The organism is Burkholderia sp. JP2-270 (genome assembly GCF_003233675.1).
Classification (GTDB): Bacteria; Pseudomonadota; Gammaproteobacteria; order Burkholderiales; family Burkholderiaceae; genus Burkholderia; species Burkholderia pyrrocinia_C.
In genome coordinates, this window is record NZ_CP029824.1 from 1,393,744 (window position 1) to 1,411,853 (window position 18,110).

The window sequence follows — 18,110 nt, forward strand, 5'->3', positions numbered from 1 at the left end:
CCGGCCGCACCCCATTAAGGATTAGTGTAGTCCTCAACCGCGTGCTGCCAAGGGCGGTTCACTACCGAGATGCGCCGATGCAACGCACGTACCTGTGACGTGCGGCAGCCGGCGTTGCGGTGCGGCGGCGCGCGCCGTCGCGGGCTAACGTTTGCGCGTTCCGCCACCGAAGCGTCCGCGTGACAAGGGGGCGGCCGGCAGGCTCGGGCGGCCGGGCAGGCGGTCGATGCACCGGTTTCGTGCGCTGCGGTATCGCAGCAAATCGGGCCGTATCCTGTTCGCGAAATCGTGGCCGGCGCGCGGCGACGCTACGGGTTTCCGCGATAGTCGTGCATGCCGGCAGAGGATAGGATCGCCGGATCTGCGGCGCATTTCCGCTTTCGCCGGGTGTCCCATGCCGATCCATCCCGTCGCGCTCGTTTGCACGGCCATCCTCGGGCTGCTGTTGTTCGGGCTCGGGCTCGTCGTGTCCGTCTCGCGCTTCCGGCACACCACCGGATTCGGGTGTGCGCCCGATCCGACGAATGGCTTGCACAAGGTCGTGCGCGCGCACGGCAACACGGCCGAATACGCGCCGTTTCTCGCCGTGTTGTTTCTCTATTTCGGCGCACACGATCCGTCGCGCGCGATCCTGTCGCTGATCGTCGCGGCAACCGCATGCCGCTGCCTGCTCGTGATCGGATTGCTTGCGTGGCCGACGATGGCCAGGCCGAATCCCGTGCGTTTCACCGGCGCGCTCGGCACGTATCTGTGCGGTGTCGCGCTGTGCATCGCGCTGTTCGTTTGAACGGCGACGATGGCGCGACGTTTCGCCGGGTCGCGGCAGGGCTCGATTACTTCCTGTCGAAGTGCGCCGACGTGTATCTGACCGCCGTCTACCGGCGCGCATTGGGCACCGACTCGACGGGGGCGGGCGGCGGTCGCCGCGATCAACGGCCCCGGCGCATCCGCGAACGACGGCCAGTTCGACGCGCGGTTCGGCATGCGGCACAAGTTCTGACGGGGGCGGCTGAGGCGATCCGCAGGCGGCCGCCGCGAGCGGTGATATGCTCGCGGGACGCCCGCGACCGACGGGCGGTATCCGATTGCCCGTGCGCGGCCTCGCTGCCGCGTGGCGCGGCGTTTCCGAGGGAAGAACCGACATCATGAGCCGCAAATTCATTCTGAAGGGCGACACGACCGACCACGGCGGCGTGGTGCTCGAAGGGATCGCCAATTCGTCGTTCGACGGACGCGAACTCGCCTATCTCGGCGCGCCCGTGTTCTGCGCCACGTGCAAGACGACAGGCGTGATCGTGTCGGACGGCGGCGAGCGGACGATGACCGTGATGGGCAAGGTCGTCGCGCTCGAACACGACCTGTGCCAGTGCGTGTGCACGCCGCAACCGAAACTGATCCCGTCGCAGGGCACGGGGACGATCTCGGGGTAAAACCACGCCGCGCGGCGGCCCGCCGTCACACGCTGCCTTCCGTCTCGATCACGAGGATGCGCGCTTCGCCGAGCGGATGCGCGACGTGCTCGGTGCCGGCCGTCGCATGGAAGACGTCGCCGGTTTCGAGCACCGTCGCGTGCTCGATGCCTGCTACGCGATAGCGCATCTCGACGCGGCCGTCGAGCACCGCGAACACTTCATCGCCGTCGTTCACATGCCATCGATACGGCTGGTCGGTCCAGTGCAGGCGGACCGTGATGCCGTTCAGGTTCGCGATGTCGAGCGCGCCCCACGGGCGGTTCGCGGTGAACGCGGCGCTGCGGATGATGTTCATCGATGTGTTCCCCGGCGCGAATGCGCGTCGTTTCCAGTCAATTTTCCCGCACCCGAATTCAACGCGACATCGCGCGCAGCGCCTGCTCGATCGTCTGCCTGCGCTTCGCGAAGCCGGCCGCCGAACGTTCGGTGACGCGCTTCACGACCGATGCCGGCGCGGTGTCGGGCGAGCCGGCGTCGAACGGCGGCGCGGGTGCGTATTCGAGCTGAAGCTGAATCGCCTGCGCTTCTTCATCGCCGGCCAGTTCCGCGGCGATCGTCAGCGCGAAGTCGATGCCGGCCGTCACGCCGCCGCCCGTGATCAGGTTGCCGTCGCGCACGACACGCTCGCGCACGGGCACTGCACCCAGCGGTTCGAGCAGCGCGTGGAACGCCCAGTGCGTCGTCGCACGCCGACCGCGCAGCAGGCCGGCCACGCCGAGCAGCAGCGCGCCCGTGCAGACCGACGTCACGTAGCGCGCGGCGGCTGCGCGCTGCTGCACGAACGCGATCGTTTCGGCGTCGAGCAGCAGATCGTTGATCCCGATGCCGCCCGGAACGCAGATCACGTCGAGCGGCGGGCAGTCGTCGAACGTACAGGTCGGCGCGAGCGCGAGGCCGCTGCTCGACGCGACGGCGTCGCGCGACTTCCAGACCAGGTGGACGGCCGCGTCGGGCAGCGACGCGAGCACGTCGTGCGGGCCGGTGAGATCGAGTTGCTGGACGCCGGGAAACACGAGAAGGCCGATATGCAGGGTCATGCGAGGACTCCGGGGGTAGAGGAACGCGCCGTTGCCGGCACACGATGGACAGATCGATTCTAGGCGCGTAGTGTTTGGCGAAATTGCCATATCACCCACGTTTTCAGCCAATCGCCATGCCTGCCGCCCCGCGCTCGATCCTGGTCCTCGCGTTCCCCCGCGCGCAATTGCTCGACGTGTCGGGGCCGCTGCAGGTGTTCGCGTCCGTCAACGAACTCGCGCTGGAGCGCGGGCAGCCAGCGCCGTATGCGCCACGTGTCGTCGCGGCCGATGCCGGGCCCGTCGAGACGTCGTCGGGCCTCGTCGTGATGGCCGAGTCGCTGCGCTCGGCCGCGCGCCGTCCCGATACGGTGATCGTCGCGGGCGGCAAGGGCGTGTATGCGGCATCGCAGGATGCCCGGCTGGTGCGCTGGGTGCGGCAGCAGGCCGAGCGCGCGCGGCGCGTTGCGTCGGTCTGCACCGGTGCGTTCCTGCTCGCCGAGGCCGGCCTGCTCGACGGGCGGCGCGCGGTCACGCACTGGGCGCGCTGCGACGAATTCGCCGCGCGCTACCCGAACGTGCGCGTCGAAGCGGATCCGATCTTCATCCGCGAAGGCGCGCTGTGGACGTCGGCCGGCGTGACGGCCGGCATCGATCTCGCGCTCGCGCTGGTCGAGGAGGATCTCGGGCGTGCGACCGCGCTCGACGCCGCACGCGAACTTGTCGTGTTCCTGAAGCGCCCGGGCGGACAGGCGCAGTTCAGCGCGATGCTGTCGATGCAGCGCACCGACGACCGGTTCGGCGAACTGCATGCGTGGATGGCCGAGCACCTGACGGCCGACTTGTCGGTGCCTGCGCTGGCCGAGCGCGTGCGCATGAGCGAGCGCAGCTTCGTGCGCCACTATCGCGCGGGAACCGGCCGCACGCCCGCGCGCGCGGTCGAGCAGATCCGCGTCGAGGCCGCACAGCGCCTGCTCGGCGAAACGACATGGCCCGTCAAGCGGATCGCCGCGCGGTGCGGATTCGGTTCGGAGGAGACGTTGCGGCGCAGCTTCGTGCGTGTGCTGGGCGTGTCGCCGCAGGCATATCGGGAGCGGTTCGTGCGGTAACGCGCGGCGCGCGATCGGGGCCGGAGCGATTGCCGTCTGGAACTGAACGAAAATCGATCGCTTTCCAGTGCGAAATGCCGAAACTATTCAGGATGAGGGAACAATAGACGGGGGCTTGTGCCGCGCCCGCCGCGCGCTCTATTCTGTTCCGTTGGCGATTCGAAGGGGGGCAGCATGGACCGAATCCAGGCAATGGAAGTTTTTACCCGTGTGGTCGACGCGAACAGCTTTACGCGCGCGGCCGACACGCTCGCGATGCCGCGCGCGTCGGTGACGACCATCATCCAGAATCTCGAGGCGCTGCTCGGCGTGCGCCTGATGCACCGGACGACGCGCCGGTTGTCGCTGACGCCGGAAGGTGCCGCGTACTATGAGCATTGCATGAAGATCATCGCGGAGATCGCGGAAGCCGACGCGAGCTTCCAGACCGGCAACCGCAAGCCGAGCGGCGTGCTGCGCGTCCACATGCCGAGTTCGCTCGGGAGGCGCATCGTGCTGCCGTCGCTGTCGATTTTCCGGCAGCGCTATCCCGACATCACGCTCGAGCTGGGGCTTTCCGACCGCTATGTGGATCCGATCGAGGAGGGCATCGACTGCATGATCCGGGTCGGGCCGCTCGAGGATTCGTCGATGGTCGCGCGGCGCATCGGGATGCTGAAACGCGTGACCTGCGCGTCGCCGGATTACGTCGCGCGTCACGGCGAGCCGCACGAGATTGCCGATCTTGCCGAACATCATGCGGTGAATTTCCGTTCGAGCCACGGCGCGCGTGCGATTCCGTGGGTGTTCATGATCGACGGCAAGCCGGTCGAGGTGCGGATGAGCGGGGAGGTCACGGTCAACGATTCGGATGCCTACGTGACGTGCGGGCTCGAAGGGTTCGGGATGATCCAGCCGACGCTGTTCATGGTGCTGCCGAACCTGCTCGACGGATCGCTGGTCGAGGTGCTGCCGGACTGCAATCCGAAGCCGAAGCCGATTTCGATCGTCTATCCGCACAACCGGCATTTGTCGCAGAAGGTGCGTGTGTTCGCCGACTGGATCGCGGAGGTGTTCGAGTCGACACCGGCGCTGGAAGGTGGGGAGAACTGGCGCGGGAAGGTGCTTGCGCACGCGGCGAAGCTGGAGAGAGGGTCGGTGGCGGCGTGATGGGAGCGGTGCGGCCTGTCGTTGGCTGCGCCGGTTTCATTGGAATCGTCAAACGCCGTCGACTGGTTTGCCTTACCGCATCATCGCGGCTGCAAAGCTGATGATGTTGACGCCGACCGCGACCGGAGCGTTTTTTCCGAGCAAAGAAAAAGGGCCCAGCTTGCGCTGGGCCCTTTTTGCATTTGGTGGCGAATCAGGGATTCGAACCCCGGACCTGCGGATTATGATTCCGTCGCTCTAACCGACTGAGCTAATTCGCCGAAGAAATGAATTATGGAGATCGTCCGTCGGACTGTCAACACCTTTTTTCATCTTCCGTGAAAAAAGTTGCCGGCGGCCCGAGCCGGCGTCGGCGCGGAGCCGGTTGCCGGTCACCGGAGAGCAAACCCGGCAACCGGCGCCAGCCCGCGCTTCGACATCAATCCTGCGCGTAGATGTTCGAGTCCTTCGTTTCCTTGACGAACAGCAGGCCGATCACGAACGTGGCCAGCGCGATCACGATCGGATACCAGAGCCCCGAGTAGATGTTGCCCTTCGCCGCGACGATCGCGAATGCGGTCGCCGGCAGGAAGCCGCCGAACCAGCCGTTGCCGATGTGGTAGGGCAGCGACATCGACGTATAGCGGATCCGCGTCGGGAACATCTCGACCAGCATCGCGGCGATCGGCCCGTAGACCATCGTCACGTAGATCACGAGGATCGTCAGGATCACGATCGTCATCGGCCAGTTGAGCTGAGCCGGGTCGGCCTTCGCCGGGTAGCCTGCCCCCTTCAGCGTCGATGCGAGCGTCTTGTCGAACGCCGCGCCCTGCGCCTTCGCGTCGGCCGCCTTGCCGTCGTATGCCGGAATCACCGTATCGCCGACCTTGATCTCGGCCATCGTGCCGGCCGGTGCCGCGACGTTCTCGTAGTTCAGGCCGGCCTTCGCGAGCGCGCTCTTCGCGATGTCGCACGAGTTCGTGAACTTCGACGTGCCCACCGGGTTGAACTGGAACGAGCAGGTGGCCGGATCGGCGACGACCGTGATCGGCGCCTTCTGCGTGGCGATCTCGAGCTGCGGGTTCGCGTAGTGCGTGAGCGCCTTGAACAGCGGGAAGTAGGTCAGTGCCGCGATCAGGCAGCCCGCGAGGATGATCGGCTTGCGGCCGATCTTGTCCGACAGCGACCCGAAGAACAGGAAGAACGGCGTGCCGATCAGGAGCGCGATCGCGATCAGGATGTTCGCGCTCGCGCCGTCGACCTTCAGCGTCTGCGTGAGGAAGAACAGCGCGTAGAACTGGCCCGTGTACCACACGACGGCCTGGCCGGCGGTCAGGCCGACGAGCGCGAGGATCACGATCTTCAGGTTCTTCCACTGGCCGAACGCTTCGGTCAGCGGCGCCTTCGACGTCTTGCCTTCCGACTTGATGCGCAGGAACACCGGCGATTCGTTCAGTTGCAGCCGGATCCACACCGACACCGCGAGCAGCGCGATCGATGCGATGAACGGCACGCGCCAGCCCCAGTTGCCGAACGCTTCCTCGCCGATGAACGTGCGCACGCCGAGGATCACGAGCAGCGACAGGAACAGGCCGAGCGTCGCGGTCGTCTGGATCCACGCGGTGTAGAAGCCGCGCCGGTTCGCCGGCGCATGCTCGGCGACGTAGGTCGCCGCGCCGCCGTACTCGCCGCCGAGCGCGAGGCCCTGCAGGAGCCGCATCGCGATGAAGATCACCGGCGCGGCGATGCCGATCGACGTATAGCCGGGCAGGAAGCCGACCACGAACGTCGAGAGGCCCATGATCACGATCGTCACGAGGAACGTGTGCTTGCGTCCGACCATGTCGCCGAGCCGGCCGAACACGATCGCGCCGAACGGCCGCACAGCGAAGCCGGCCGCGAAGCCGAGCAACGTGAAGATGAACGCTGCGGTCGGATTGACGCCGGAGAAGAAGCTCTTGCTGATGTAGGCCGCGAGTGAGCCGGCCAGGTAAAAGTCGTACCACTCGAACACGGTCCCGAGTGACGACGCGAAGATCACCTTTTTCTCTTCGCCCGTCATCGGCGCGTGCGAAATTTGCCCGCCTAACGTTGCCATGAATCGTCTCCAAGTCCCTTGATATAGATATGCGGCCGCCTTGGGTGGGCGGGCCTGTCGACGATTATTGGCACGGAAACTTACGGCGCACTGACTCGCGCGCACAAAACGACTGCGCGTTAACCCGCGCCGAATCGGGTGCTTCGCGTGACGATCGTGGTGCGAACGTCCGGCAAAACGCCGGCTTCGGCGCGATCGCGGCGCGTTGCCGCGGTGCGCGTCAGGGTTAATCCGGAGCAGTTTCCGCCAGCGGCAGGCTGATGCGCACGAGCGTGCCGGCGAGGCGCGGCGCCTGCTGGTAGACGTGATCGTCGAGCGTCAGCGTGCCGCCGTGCTGCGTGGCGATCTCTCGCACGATCGCGAGCCCGAGGCCGCTGCCGTCGCCTTCGCGGCCGAGAATCCGGTAGAAGCGCTCGACGACGCGTTCGCGTTCGGCGACCGGGATGCCGGGGCCCGTGTCCTCGACTTCGAGATGCACGAGCCGCGCCGCGCGCTCGGCGCGTACGCGCACCGTGATGCGGCCGCCTTCCGGCGTGTAGCGGATCGCGTTGTCGATCAGGTTGCCGAGCATCTCGCGCAGCATCACCGGATTGCCGTCGACGTCGAGCGGCGCGTCGTCCGGCGGGCCTTCGTAACCGAGATCCATCCGCTTCGCGAGCGCGGCCTGCACCCAGTCGCGCACTGCGCGCCGCGCGAGCGCGGCGATCTCGACCGGCTCGAGCGTGAGCCCGCTCGCGCGGTTCTCGGCGCGCGCGAGCGCCAGCAGTTGCGTGACGAGCCGTGCGGCCTGCTCGGAGCTCGTCGCGATCTGCTCGAGCGAGCGCTGCACGTCGGGCGGGACGGGGTGGCGCAGCGCGAACTCGGCCTGCGTGCGCAGGCCCGCGAGCGGCGTCTTCATCTGGTGCGCGGCGTCGGCGATGAAGCGCTTTTGCAGCGCCATGTTCTGTTCGAGACGCGCGAGCAGGTCGTTGAACGACGTGACGAGCGGCTCGATTTCGGGCGGCGCGCGCTGCGCCTCGACGGGCGACAGGTCGTCGGGCCGCCGCGCGCGGATGTGCGCCTGCAGCGCGTTGAGCGGCGCGAGCCCGCGCGACAGCCCGAACCAGACGAGCAGGATCGCGAGCGGCAGGATCACGAACTGCGGCAGGATCACGCCCTTGATGATGTCGTTCGCGAGCGCGTTGCGCTTGTCGAGCGTCTCGCCGACCTGCACGAGCACGGGCTGCGTGCCGCTCGCCTGCGGCAGCGCGACCGTCGTATACGCGACGCGCACGTCGTTGCCGCGCAGCAGGTCGTCGCGAAACACGACGACGCCCGGCGGCGGGCGGTCCTCGTCGCGCGGCAGCGGCATGTCGGCTTCGCCCGCGACCAGCTCGCCGCGCGCGCCGAGCACCTGGAAGTAAACGCTGTCGACGTTGTCCGCGCGCAGGAAGTCGCGCGTCTGCTCCGGCAGCGTCAGCTCGGCGACGCCGTTCACCGGGTGGATCTGGCGCGCAAGCACGTATGCGTTGGTCTCGAGCGCGCGGTCGAACGGGCCGTTCGCGATCGTCTTCGCGACGAGATAGGTGACGGCGATGCTCATCGGCCACAGCAGCAGCAGCGGCGCGAGCATCCAGTCGAGGATTTCGCCGAACAGCGAGCGCGGGCGCGGAGCCTCGGGCGCATCGGTTTCGTCGGGCGGCGCGAACGGGTTCTCGTAGCGCGCGTCGCGCGCATCGTCGGCGGCCGACGACGGCGCGCCGGTCGGGGGGCGGGAATGGGCCGGCGTGGCCATCGCGGCGACGCCCGGCTTCAGCGCAGCGGCGTGCCGGCCGTCGCGGGCTGGGGCGCTGTGGTGTCGGCCGGCGCGGCGGGCGCGACCTTTTCGAGGCAATAGCCGAGGCCGCGCACGGTCGAGATCCGGACGCCGCTCGGTTCGATCTTCTTGCGCAGCCGGTGCACGTAGACTTCGATCGCGTTGTTGCTGACTTCCTCGCCCCATTCGCACAGATGGTCGACGAGCTGCTCCTTCGACACGAGCCGGCCGATCCGCTGCAGCAGCACCTCGAGCAGGCCGAGTTCGCGCGCGGACAGATCGAGCACGTGATCGTTCGCGTACGCGATGCGGCCGACCTGGTCGAACGCGAGCGAGCCGTGCCGCACGACGGTCGGGCCTCCGCCCGCGCCGCGCCGGGTCAGTGCGCGCACGCGCGCCTCGAGCTCGTTGAGTGCGAACGGCTTGGCCATGTAATCGTCCGCGCCGAGGTCGAGGCCCTTCACGCGCTCGTCGACGCTGTCGGCGGCGGTCAGGATCAGCACGGGGAGGTTGGAATTGCGGGCGCGCAGGCGCTTGAGCACGTCGAGCCCGGACATTTTCGGCAGCCCGAGATCGAGGATCAGCAGGTCGAATGTCTGCATCGACAGCGCCGTATCGGCATCGACGCCGTTCTTCACGTGGTCGACCGCATAGCCCGATTGGCGGAGTGACCGGGTGAGGCCGTCCGCGAGTATGCTGTCGTCTTCGGCGATGAGAATTCGCATGTTGCTGACCGATGGCCGGCAGGGTGTTCGCGCCGGCGCGGCTGTCTCCGAAGTTATTCGTGTACAACGCAGCCTGCATTGCGGGCTTGCATAAAACACTGTTTTTTTATACAGTGTCTGCATTCGTGGGCGGCGCTTGAAAGCGGGCGCGCCTTTAACAGACGCTGCTCATCATAGCAAAGGACGATTCATGGAAGAAAGCAAGAAGGGCTCCGGGATGACCGCCGAGAAGAGCAAGGCGCTGGCGGCCGCACTCGCGCAGATCGAAAAGCAGTTCGGCAAAGGGTCGATCATGCGGATGGGCGACGGTGAGGTGGCCGAGGACATCCAGGTCGTCTCCACGGGGTCGCTGGGGCTGGACATCGCGCTCGGCGTCGGCGGCCTGCCGCGCGGCCGGGTGGTCGAGATCTACGGTCCGGAATCGTCCGGTAAAACCACGCTCACGCTGCAGGTGATCGCCGAACTGCAGAAGATCGGCGGCACGGCCGCGTTCATCGACGCCGAGCACGCGCTCGACGTCCAGTACGCGGCGAAGCTCGGCGTGAACGTGCCGGAGCTGCTGATCTCGCAGCCGGACACCGGCGAGCAGGCGCTGGAAATCACCGATGCGCTGGTGCGCTCGGGCTCGATCGACATGATCGTCATCGACTCGGTCGCGGCGCTCGTGCCGAAGGCCGAAATCGAAGGCGAGATGGGCGATTCGCTGCCGGGCCTGCAGGCCCGCCTGATGTCGCAGGCGCTGCGCAAGCTGACCGGCACGATCAAGCGCACGAACTGCCTCGTGATCTTCATCAACCAGATTCGTATGAAGATCGGCGTGATGTTCGGCAACCCGGAAACCACGACGGGCGGTAACGCGCTGAAGTTCTATGCGTCGGTGCGCCTCGACATCCGCCGGATCGGCTCAATCAAGAAGAACGACGAGGTGATCGGCAACGAAACCCGCGTGAAGGTCGTCAAGAACAAGGTATCGCCGCCGTTCCGCGAAGCGATCTTCGACATCCTGTATGGCGAGGGCATCTCGCGTCAGGGCGAGATCATCGACCTCGGCGTGCAGGCGAAGATCGTCGACAAGGCGGGCGCCTGGTACAGCTACAACGGCGAGAAGATCGGCCAGGGCAAGGACAACGCGCGTGAATTCCTGCGCGAGAATCCGGAAATCGCTCGCGAGATCGAGAACCGCATCCGCGAATCGCTCGGCGTCGTCGCAATGCCCGATGGCGCAGGCAACGAAGCCGAGGCGGTGGACGAAGAAGAGTGATGGTCGGGCGCCGAGGTCACGCTGGCGAGCCGGAGGAGAGCGACGCGCCCGAAGCGGCGGGTCGCTCCGGCCGGCGAGCCGGATCCTCGGGCGCCGACCGGCGGGTCGCTGGCGGCAACGCCGCGAACCGCACCGCGACGAGGGCATCCGACGATGCCCTCGTTTCGTTTGAGATTGCCGCGCCGGACGATCCGTTCGACGACGGTGAATCGTTCGACGCGCACGACCGGTCCCGCCGTCGCGTGTCCGGCGTCAGCTTCCCGGGCGAGCGCGCATCCGCTGCGTCGGCACCTGCCAGGGAAGACGTCTATACGCGCAGCAGCCAGCATCCGCGTCGCACGCGCGGCGCTTCTTCAAGCGCTGCTTCCGGCGACGATCCGGGCGCCGGCAAACGCAAGTCGTCGAAGCCGCCGCGTTCGTTGAAGGGCCGCGCGCTCGGCTATCTGTCGAGGCGCGAATACAGCCGCACGGAACTCGCGCGCAAGCTCGCGCCGTATGTCGGCGAAGACGAGTCCGTCGAACCGGTGCTCGATGCGCTGGAGAAGGAAGGCTGGCTGTCCGACGCGCGTTTCGCCGAGAGCCTCGTGCATCGTCGCGCGTCGCGCGTCGGTGTCGCGCGCATCGTCAGCGAGCTGAAGCGTCATGCGGTCGGCGACACGCTCGTCGAGGAAGTGAACGCGCAGCTGCGCGAGACCGAATGGGCGCGCGCACAGGCGGTCTGGCGCAAGAAATTCGGTGCATTGCCGCAAACGCCGGCCGAGCGTGCGAAGCAGGCGCGCTTTCTCGCCGCGCGCGGCTTCTCGAGCGCGACCATCGTGAAGTTGCTGAAGGTCGGCGACGATTTCCCGATCGACGATTGAGCGCTCCGGTCGCGCGCGTGGCGCGCGATTTTGCTGCAATGCAACCGCTTCCGGACAGGCGGGAATACCCGCCGTCGCGTCAAACTGTCTCAAATACCCAATATGCTAAAATTCGTGGGTTTTCCTCTTCGGCCTCAACCTCCAGCATGCCGCTATCCGAGCCCGTGCCCCGTCAGTTGCGACATCGACGCGCAATCCGAGCGGAAGCTTACGAGCGCGGCGACGGCTTGTGGGACATCGAAGCCTGCCTGACCGACCACAAGCCGCGCGATGTCGCGCTTGCGTCGGGCATCCGGCCCCAGGGCCTGCCGATCCACGAACTCTGGCTGCGCGTGACTATCGATCGTGAACTCAATGTCGTCGACGCCGAAGCGTCTTCGGAATGGGTGCCCTATCCCGGTCAGTGTCAATCCGCCCCTCCCGCCTATCGGGCCCTCATCGGGCTCAATCTCTTCCGCCACTTCCGCCGCGATGCGAACCGACTGCTGTCCGGTGTCGCAGGCTGCTCCCATCTCACCGAACTGTGCGCCGTGCTGCCGACGGCAGCGATCCAGGCATTCGCCGGTGACGTATGGAGCGTGCGCGAGGAGGGTGGCGAAGGGTCGGATCACGACGGCGCGCGCGACGAACCGCCGTTCCAGCTCGGCCGCTGCCGTGCGCTGCGGTTCGACGGCGAGGTCGTGCGGCAGTACTACCCGCGCTGGTATGGCGCGAGCCGGCCGGACGTGCCTGTCGGGGACATGCCCGTCGGGGACATGCCCGTCGGGGGCAGCACGAAGGAATGAACGGAAATCATTCGAAGAAGCGTCTTAAGCGACTTTTCATCCAACTCTCAGACTGAAGGGAATCACGCATGAAGATTCACGAGTACCAGGGTAAGGAAATCCTGCGGAAATTCGGAGTCGCGGTACCGCGCGGCAAGCCGGCGTTCTCGGTGGACGAGGCCGTCAAGGTGGCGGAAGAACTCGGCGGCCCGGTGTGGGTCGTCAAGGCTCAGATCCACGCGGGTGGTCGCGGCAAGGGCGGCGGCGTGAAGGTCGCGAAGTCGATCGAGCAGGTCCGCGAATACGCGAACCAGATCCTCGGCATGCAGCTCGTCACGCACCAGACCGGTCCGGAAGGCCAGAAGGTCAACCGTCTGATGATCGAAGAAGGCGCCGACATCAAGCAGGAACTGTATGTCAGCCTCGTCGTCGATCGCGTGTCGCAAAAGATCGTTCTGATGGGTTCGAGCGAAGGCGGCATGGACATCGAAGAAGTTGCCGAAAAGCACCCGGAACTGATCCACAAGGTCATCGTCGAGCCGTCGACCGGCCTGCTCGACGCTCAAGCCGACGACCTCGCCGCGAAGATCGGCGTGCCGGCTGCTTCGATTCCGCAAGCGCGTGCCATCCTGCAGGGCCTGTACAAGGCATTCTGGGAAACCGACGCGTCGCTGGCTGAAATCAACCCGCTGAACGTCTCCGGCGACGGCAAGGTCATCGCACTCGACGCGAAGTTCAACTTCGACTCGAACGCGCTGTTCCGTCATCCGGAAATCGTCGCGTACCGCGATCTGGACGAAGAAGATCCGGCTGAAATCGAAGCGTCGAAGTTCGACCTCGCGTACATCTCGCTCGACGGCAACATCGGCTGTCTCGTGAACGGCGCAGGTCTCGCGATGGCGACCATGGACACCATCAAGCTGTTCGGCGGCGAACCGGCGAACTTCCTGGACGTCGGCGGTGGCGCGACGACCGAGAAGGTCACGGAAGCGTTCAAGCTGATGCTGAAGAACCCGGACCTGAAGGCGATCCTCGTGAACATCTTCGGCGGCATCATGCGCTGCGACGTGATCGCGGAAGGCGTGATCGCCGGTTCGAAGGCCGTGAACCTGAAGGTGCCGCTCGTCGTGCGCATGAAGGGCACGAACGAGGACCTCGGCAAGAAGATGCTGGCCGACTCGGGCCTGCCGATCATCTCGGCGGACAGCATGGAAGAAGCTGCGCAGAAGGTCGTCACGGCTGCCGAAGGCAAGTAACGCTATCGAATACGCATGGCGGCGCGGCAGATACGCGACGCCAATCGAACAGAGGTCAAAATACATGTCGATTCTGATCAACAAGGACACGAAGGTCATCACGCAGGGCATCACCGGCAAAACCGGTCAGTTCCATACGCGCGCCTGCCGTGAATATGCAAACGGCCGCGAAGCATTCGTCGCGGGCGTGAACCCGAAGAAGGCCGGCGAAGATTTCGAAGGCATTCCGATCTACGCAAGCGTCAAGGAAGCGAAGGAAGAAACCGGCGCGACCGTGTCGGTCATCTACGTTCCGCCGGCAGGCGCAGCCGCTGCGATCTGGGAAGCGGTCGAAGCCGATCTGGATCTCGCGATCTGCATCACGGAAGGCATCCCCGTGCGCGACATGATCGAAGTGAAGGACCGCATGCGCCGCGAAGGCCGCAAGACGCTGCTGCTCGGGCCGAACTGCCCGGGAACGATCACGCCGGACGAACTGAAGATCGGCATCATGCCGGGTCACATCCACCGCAAGGGCCGCATCGGCGTCGTGTCGCGTTCGGGCACGCTGACGTATGAAGCCGTGGCGCAGCTGACGGCACTCGGCCTCGGCCAGTCGTCGGCAGTCGGCATCGGCGGCGACCCGATCAACGGTCTGAAGCACATCGACGTGATGAAGATGTTCAACGACGATCCGGATACGGACGCAGTCGTGATGATCGGCGAAATCGGCGGTCCGGACGAAGCCAATGCGGCCGAGTGGATCAAGGCCAACATGAAGAAGCCGGTCGTCGGCTTCATCGCCGGCGTCACGGCGCCTCCGGGCAAGCGCATGGGTCACGCCGGCGCGCTGATCTCGGGCGGTGCGGACACGGCCGAAGCGAAGCTGGAAATCATGGAAGCGTGCGGCATTACCGTCACGCGCAACCCGTCGGAAATGGGCCGCCTGCTGAAGGCAGCGCTGTAATATTTCCGCCTGGGTTCGTCCTGCAGAAAACGCCGGCTTTGCCGGCGTTTTTTGTTATGCTCGCGCAATGAATTCGTAAGCACCGGGCATGCATCGCGCATGTGCCGGCGATGAACCGCGCCGCCCGCCGGGTGGCCATATTCTGCACATCCCCCCATGCTCGAATTCCTGACGTCGCTGCACTGGGGCGCCGTTCTCCAGATCGTCATCATCGACATCCTGCTCGGCGGCGACAACGCGGTCGTGATCGCGCTCGCGTGCCGCAACCTGCCGGCGAACCAGCGGCTGCGCGGGGTCGTCTGGGGCACCGCGGGGGCGATCCTGCTGCGCGTCGCGCTGATCACGTTCGCGGTCGCGCTGCTCGACGTGCCGTTCCTGAAGATCGGCGGCGGGCTGCTGCTGCTGTGGATCGGCGTCAAGCTGATGGCGCCGGCCGCCGATGCACACGATCACATCAAGCCGGCCGACCGGCTGTGGGGCGCCGTGAAGACGATCGTGATCGCCGATGCGGTGATGAGCCTCGACAACGTGATCGCGATCGCCGGCGCGGCCGAGCAGGCCGACCCGTCGCACCGGATCGCGCTCGTGATCTTCGGGCTCGTCGTCAGCGTGCCGATCATCGTGTGGGGCAGCACGCTGGTGCTGAAGCTGCTCGACCGCTTCCCCGTCATCGTCACGCTCGGCGCCGCGCTGCTCGGCTGGATCGCGGGCGGGCTGATCGTGAACGACCCTGTCGGCGATCGCTGGCCGGTGCTCGACACGCCACCCGCGCTCTACGGCGCGAGCATGGTCGGCGCACTATTCGTCGTGGCGGCCGGTTACGCGCTCAGGCGCCGCCGCGGCGCACCGGGCGCGCACTGACATTGGCCGTCCGGCCGACTGCCGGAATCGCGGTCCGCTGGCTACGATCGAGACGCCTGCCTTTACCGGCAGGCGTTTTTCGTTTCCGGAGCCTGCCATGTTCGAAGCCTTTTCCGTTTCACTGTTCCGTCGCGTTGCCGCCGATCTGCGGCGCGCGAACCGGCCGTCGCCGCGCTGGCGGCCGGCCGGCTTCACGCTGATCGAGCTGATGATCGTGCTGGCGATCGTCGGCGTCGTCGCGGCCTATGCGATTCCTGCGTACCAGGATTACCTCGCGCGTTCGCGCGTCGGCGAGGGGCTCGCGCTCGCGTCGTCCGCGCGGCTCGCGATCGCCGACAACGCGGCGAGCGGCGCGAGCCTCGATGGCGGCTACAGCCCGCCGGCCGCGACCCGCAACGTCGAATCGGTTGCCATCGACGGCGAGACCGGCCAGATCACGGTTGCGTTCACGACCCGCGTCGCCGCAGCCGGCACGAATACGCTGGTACTCGTGCCATCCGCGCCCGACAAGGCCGATGCGCCCACCGCGCGCGTGGCACTCAAAAAGGGCGCGATGCAAGCCGGTGCAATTGCGTGGGAGTGCTTCGCCGCCGGCAAGGATGCGTCGTCGCTGCCGGCACCGGGGGCCGGGCCGCTGCCGGGCACGGCCGCGACGCTGCCTGCGAAATATGCGCCCGCGGAGTGCCGCGCGTAGCGCCGGCGGAGGACGGCGGCGGCGCGCGTGGCACGCCGGCCGTCGCTTCGGCCGGCCGGATCGGTCGCGCCGAATCGGATGGTTGCGCGACGGCCCCGCACAGAGGGGGGAAAGTTTTGTATAGTGCGCCGGTTGCTGACATCCGGTTCGCTCATGCCTTCTACTTTTTCCCGTTCTTTGTCGCTCGTTGCGCTGGCTGTCGCCCTGATCGTGCCGTACGCGATCACGAATCACACGTATCCGATCCCGACCTTCTATTCCGAATTTTCCGCGCTGGTGCTGTATCTGCTGGTGGGGCTGTCGGTCGTCCTGCTCGCGCGGACGAGCCGTGCGGCCGAGCCGTTTGCCGCGCCGGCCGCGTTCGTCGTACCGCTCGGGTTCGCCGCGGTGCTGATCGCGCAAGTCGCGCTGATGTCGCTCAAGGTGCCGTCGATGAACTGGCTGGCGCTCGGCTATCTCACCGCCGCGCTGGTCGCGATGCAGGCCGGCTACGCGCTCGCGCGCGACGGGTTGGCCGAAGTCGTCTCGCGGATGATGGCCGGTGCGCTGCTCGTCGGCGGGGTGTTCGCGGTCGGAACGCAGATCGTGCAGTTGTTTCACCTCGAGTCGGCCGTATCGCCGTTCGTCGTGATGTACAACATCGCGGTCGATCGCCGCCCGTATGGCAACATGGCGCAGGCGAACCATCTGGCCACCTACATCGCGTTCGCGCTCGCGGGTGCGCTGTATCTCGTACAGACACGCCGGCTCGCGGTATGGGCGTGGTTCGTGCTGTCGATCGTGCTGTCGGTCGGTCTCGCGCTGACGGTGTCGCGCGGACCCTGGCTGCAGGTCGCGGTGATGGTCGTCGCGGGCTTCTGGATGGCATGGCTCGAATCGCGCCGTGCGCCGGGCAATACGCGTGCGTGGCTGATGCCGGTCGTGCTCGCGGTTGCGTTCATCACGGTGAACGTCGCGGTGCGCTGGACCAACGTGCACTATCACCTGAATCTCGCGGAATCGGCGGCCGACCGGATGCGCGATGCGGGGCAGATCGCGCCGCGCCTCGCACTGTGGAAGTACGGGCTCGCGATGTTCCGCGAGCATCCGCTGCTCGGCGTCGGCTGGGGCGAATTCCCGTCGCACCAGTTTGCGCTCGTGCGCACGCTCGGCGGCGTCGAGATCGCGAACAACTCGCACGACATCTTCATCGACCTGCTCGCGAAGTCCGGTCTCGCCGGCCTTGGCGTGCTTGCCGTCACGCTCGTGATGTGGTTCGTGCGTGCGCTACGCGCGCCGCAGTCGAGCACGCGCGTGTTCGGCTTTGCGCTGATCGGCATCCTGCTGATGCATGCGCTCGTCGAGTATCCGCAGCAGTACATGTTCTTCCTGCTACCGGCGATGTTCGTGATCGGGCTGCTCGACGTGAAGCCGCTGCGCATCCTGCCGGGCCGCGCGGCGTTCGGGCTGTTCGCGGTGCTGTCGTTCGGCGGCGTGCTGGCGGCGGTGCCCGTGCTGCGCGACTACCAGCGCGCGGAAGTGCTGTATTACGGCAGCGACCCGGCGGCGCAGTATCGCGATGCGCCATCGCTGCTGTTCGGCGCGTGGGGCGATTATGGCGCGGCGACGCTGCTGACGATTTCGCCGGAAGACTTGCCGGCCAAGCTCGCCGCCCATGAGCGTGCGATTGCGCTGCTGCCCGGCGAGACGGTGCTGCGCCGCTATGCGGCGCTGCAGGCGCTGGCAGGCCGCGAGGCCGACGCGCTCGATACTGTCGCGCGCCTGCACGTGTTTGCGAAGGAGTTGAAGGACTGGCCGCAGCAACTGGCCCTGCTGTACAAGCTGTGCGACCAGCAGCCGGCGCTGAAGACGTTCAAGGCGGCCGTTGTCGCGAAGTACGGGGAAGTGCCGGCCGATGCGGCCGACGACTCGGACGACGACGACTCGGATTAACACGTGCAGCGGACGCCGGAACGGGGAATTCCGGCGATTGCCGCGTCGTGGCGCACGACAGGGGCAGCCGTCGGACAGATCGGCCCTGCGTGAACCGCGTGAATTCGGTCGGGTTTCGATTACCTCGCGAATGGCGTGGATTCCGGCCGAAGGCGCGTCGATTCGCGTCAACCATTGTCAAATCGGCGCCGCT

17 protein-coding genes and 1 tRNA gene are annotated in these 18,110 nt (G+C 66.7%); 12 read left to right on the top strand and 6 right to left on the bottom strand.

What is annotated here, in order from left to right:
* Positions 1–394 precede the first annotated feature (394 nt).
* Both DM992_RS06670 and DM992_RS06680 read left to right on the top strand, forming a co-directional pair.
* Entirely contained in the window at positions 395–787 is a 393-nt protein-coding gene (locus DM992_RS06670) for an MAPEG family protein (protein ID WP_111016178.1), read from the top strand.
* Between the two features lie 358 nt (positions 788–1,145).
* Positions 1,146–1,430 (top strand): PAAR domain-containing protein, encoded by a 285-nt coding sequence (locus tag DM992_RS06680; RefSeq protein ID WP_111017842.1) that lies wholly within the window; start codon positions 1,146–1,148, stop codon positions 1,428–1,430.
* Positions 1,431–1,455: 25 nt separating this feature from the next.
* Here DM992_RS06680 and DM992_RS06685 read toward each other — a convergent pair whose 3' ends face one another.
* Positions 1,456–1,767, bottom strand: a complete 312-nt coding sequence (locus tag DM992_RS06685) for a cupin domain-containing protein (RefSeq protein ID WP_111016179.1) — start codon at positions 1,765–1,767, stop codon at positions 1,456–1,458.
* A gap of 58 nt (positions 1,768–1,825) precedes the next feature.
* A complete protein-coding gene (locus DM992_RS06690; protein WP_111016180.1) occupies positions 1,826–2,509 on the bottom strand; it encodes a DJ-1/PfpI family protein in 684 nt (227 codons plus the stop codon).
* Between the two features lie 116 nt (positions 2,510–2,625).
* Between DM992_RS06690 and DM992_RS06695 the strand changes: the two genes are divergently transcribed.
* A complete protein-coding gene (locus tag DM992_RS06695; RefSeq protein ID WP_111016181.1) occupies positions 2,626–3,597 on the top strand; it encodes a GlxA family transcriptional regulator in 972 nt (323 codons plus the stop codon).
* 174 nt (positions 3,598–3,771) lie between these two features.
* Positions 3,772–4,746, top strand: a complete 975-nt coding sequence (locus DM992_RS06700) for a LysR family transcriptional regulator (RefSeq protein WP_111016182.1) — start codon at positions 3,772–3,774, stop codon at positions 4,744–4,746.
* A 183-nt stretch (positions 4,747–4,929) separates the two neighbouring features.
* On the opposite strand, the gene DM992_RS06705 is transcribed toward DM992_RS06700, so the two are convergent.
* The 4 genes from DM992_RS06705 to DM992_RS06720 form a co-directional block, all read right to left on the bottom strand.
* Positions 4,930–5,006 (bottom strand) — tRNA-Met (locus tag DM992_RS06705).
* A 158-nt stretch (positions 5,007–5,164) separates the two neighbouring features.
* Positions 5,165–6,823, bottom strand: a complete 1,659-nt coding sequence (locus DM992_RS06710; RefSeq protein WP_111016183.1) for an MFS transporter — start codon at positions 6,821–6,823, stop codon at positions 5,165–5,167.
* Between the two features lie 226 nt (positions 6,824–7,049).
* Positions 7,050–8,597, bottom strand: coding sequence for a sensor histidine kinase (locus tag DM992_RS06715; protein ID WP_111016184.1), 1,548 nt, complete (start codon positions 8,595–8,597; stop codon positions 7,050–7,052).
* 17 nt (positions 8,598–8,614) lie between these two features.
* Positions 8,615–9,343, bottom strand: coding sequence for a response regulator transcription factor (locus DM992_RS06720; RefSeq protein WP_034178938.1), 729 nt, complete (start codon positions 9,341–9,343; stop codon positions 8,615–8,617).
* Between the two features lie 190 nt (positions 9,344–9,533).
* Between DM992_RS06720 and recA the strand changes: the two genes are divergently transcribed.
* The 8 genes from recA (at position 9,534) to DM992_RS06760 (ending at position 17,917) form a co-directional block, all read left to right on the top strand.
* Positions 9,534–10,604 (top strand): recombinase RecA, encoded by a 1,071-nt coding sequence (gene recA / locus DM992_RS06725; protein ID WP_111016185.1) that lies wholly within the window; start codon positions 9,534–9,536, stop codon positions 10,602–10,604.
* On the top strand, positions 10,604–11,464 hold the full coding sequence (gene recX, locus DM992_RS06730; protein ID WP_111016186.1) for a recombination regulator RecX: 861 nt from the start codon (positions 10,604–10,606) through the stop codon (positions 11,462–11,464). Before recA ends, recX begins: the two co-directional genes overlap by 1 nt.
* A gap of 146 nt (positions 11,465–11,610) precedes the next feature.
* Positions 11,611–12,249: a DUF2889 domain-containing protein gene (locus tag DM992_RS06735; protein ID WP_111016187.1), complete on the top strand. Its 639-nt coding sequence runs from the start codon at positions 11,611–11,613 to the stop codon at positions 12,247–12,249.
* A 68-nt stretch (positions 12,250–12,317) separates the two neighbouring features.
* Positions 12,318–13,484 (top strand): ADP-forming succinate--CoA ligase subunit beta, encoded by a 1,167-nt coding sequence (sucC, locus tag DM992_RS06740; RefSeq protein ID WP_034178934.1) that lies wholly within the window; start codon positions 12,318–12,320, stop codon positions 13,482–13,484.
* Between the two features lie 64 nt (positions 13,485–13,548).
* Positions 13,549–14,430 carry a succinate--CoA ligase subunit alpha gene (gene sucD, locus DM992_RS06745; RefSeq protein ID WP_034178933.1) on the top strand — a complete coding sequence of 294 codons (882 nt, stop codon included), beginning with the start codon at positions 13,549–13,551 and terminating at the stop codon, positions 14,428–14,430.
* Between the two features lie 156 nt (positions 14,431–14,586).
* Positions 14,587–15,291: a TerC family protein gene (locus DM992_RS06750; protein ID WP_111016188.1), complete on the top strand. Its 705-nt coding sequence runs from the start codon at positions 14,587–14,589 to the stop codon at positions 15,289–15,291.
* A 97-nt stretch (positions 15,292–15,388) separates the two neighbouring features.
* Positions 15,389–15,985: a pilin gene (locus tag DM992_RS06755; RefSeq protein WP_111016189.1), complete on the top strand. Its 597-nt coding sequence runs from the start codon at positions 15,389–15,391 to the stop codon at positions 15,983–15,985.
* 153 nt (positions 15,986–16,138) lie between these two features.
* Positions 16,139–17,917, top strand: coding sequence for a Wzy polymerase domain-containing protein (locus tag DM992_RS06760; protein ID WP_111016190.1), 1,779 nt, complete (start codon positions 16,139–16,141; stop codon positions 17,915–17,917).
* The last annotated feature ends 193 nt before the right edge of the window (positions 17,918–18,110 follow it).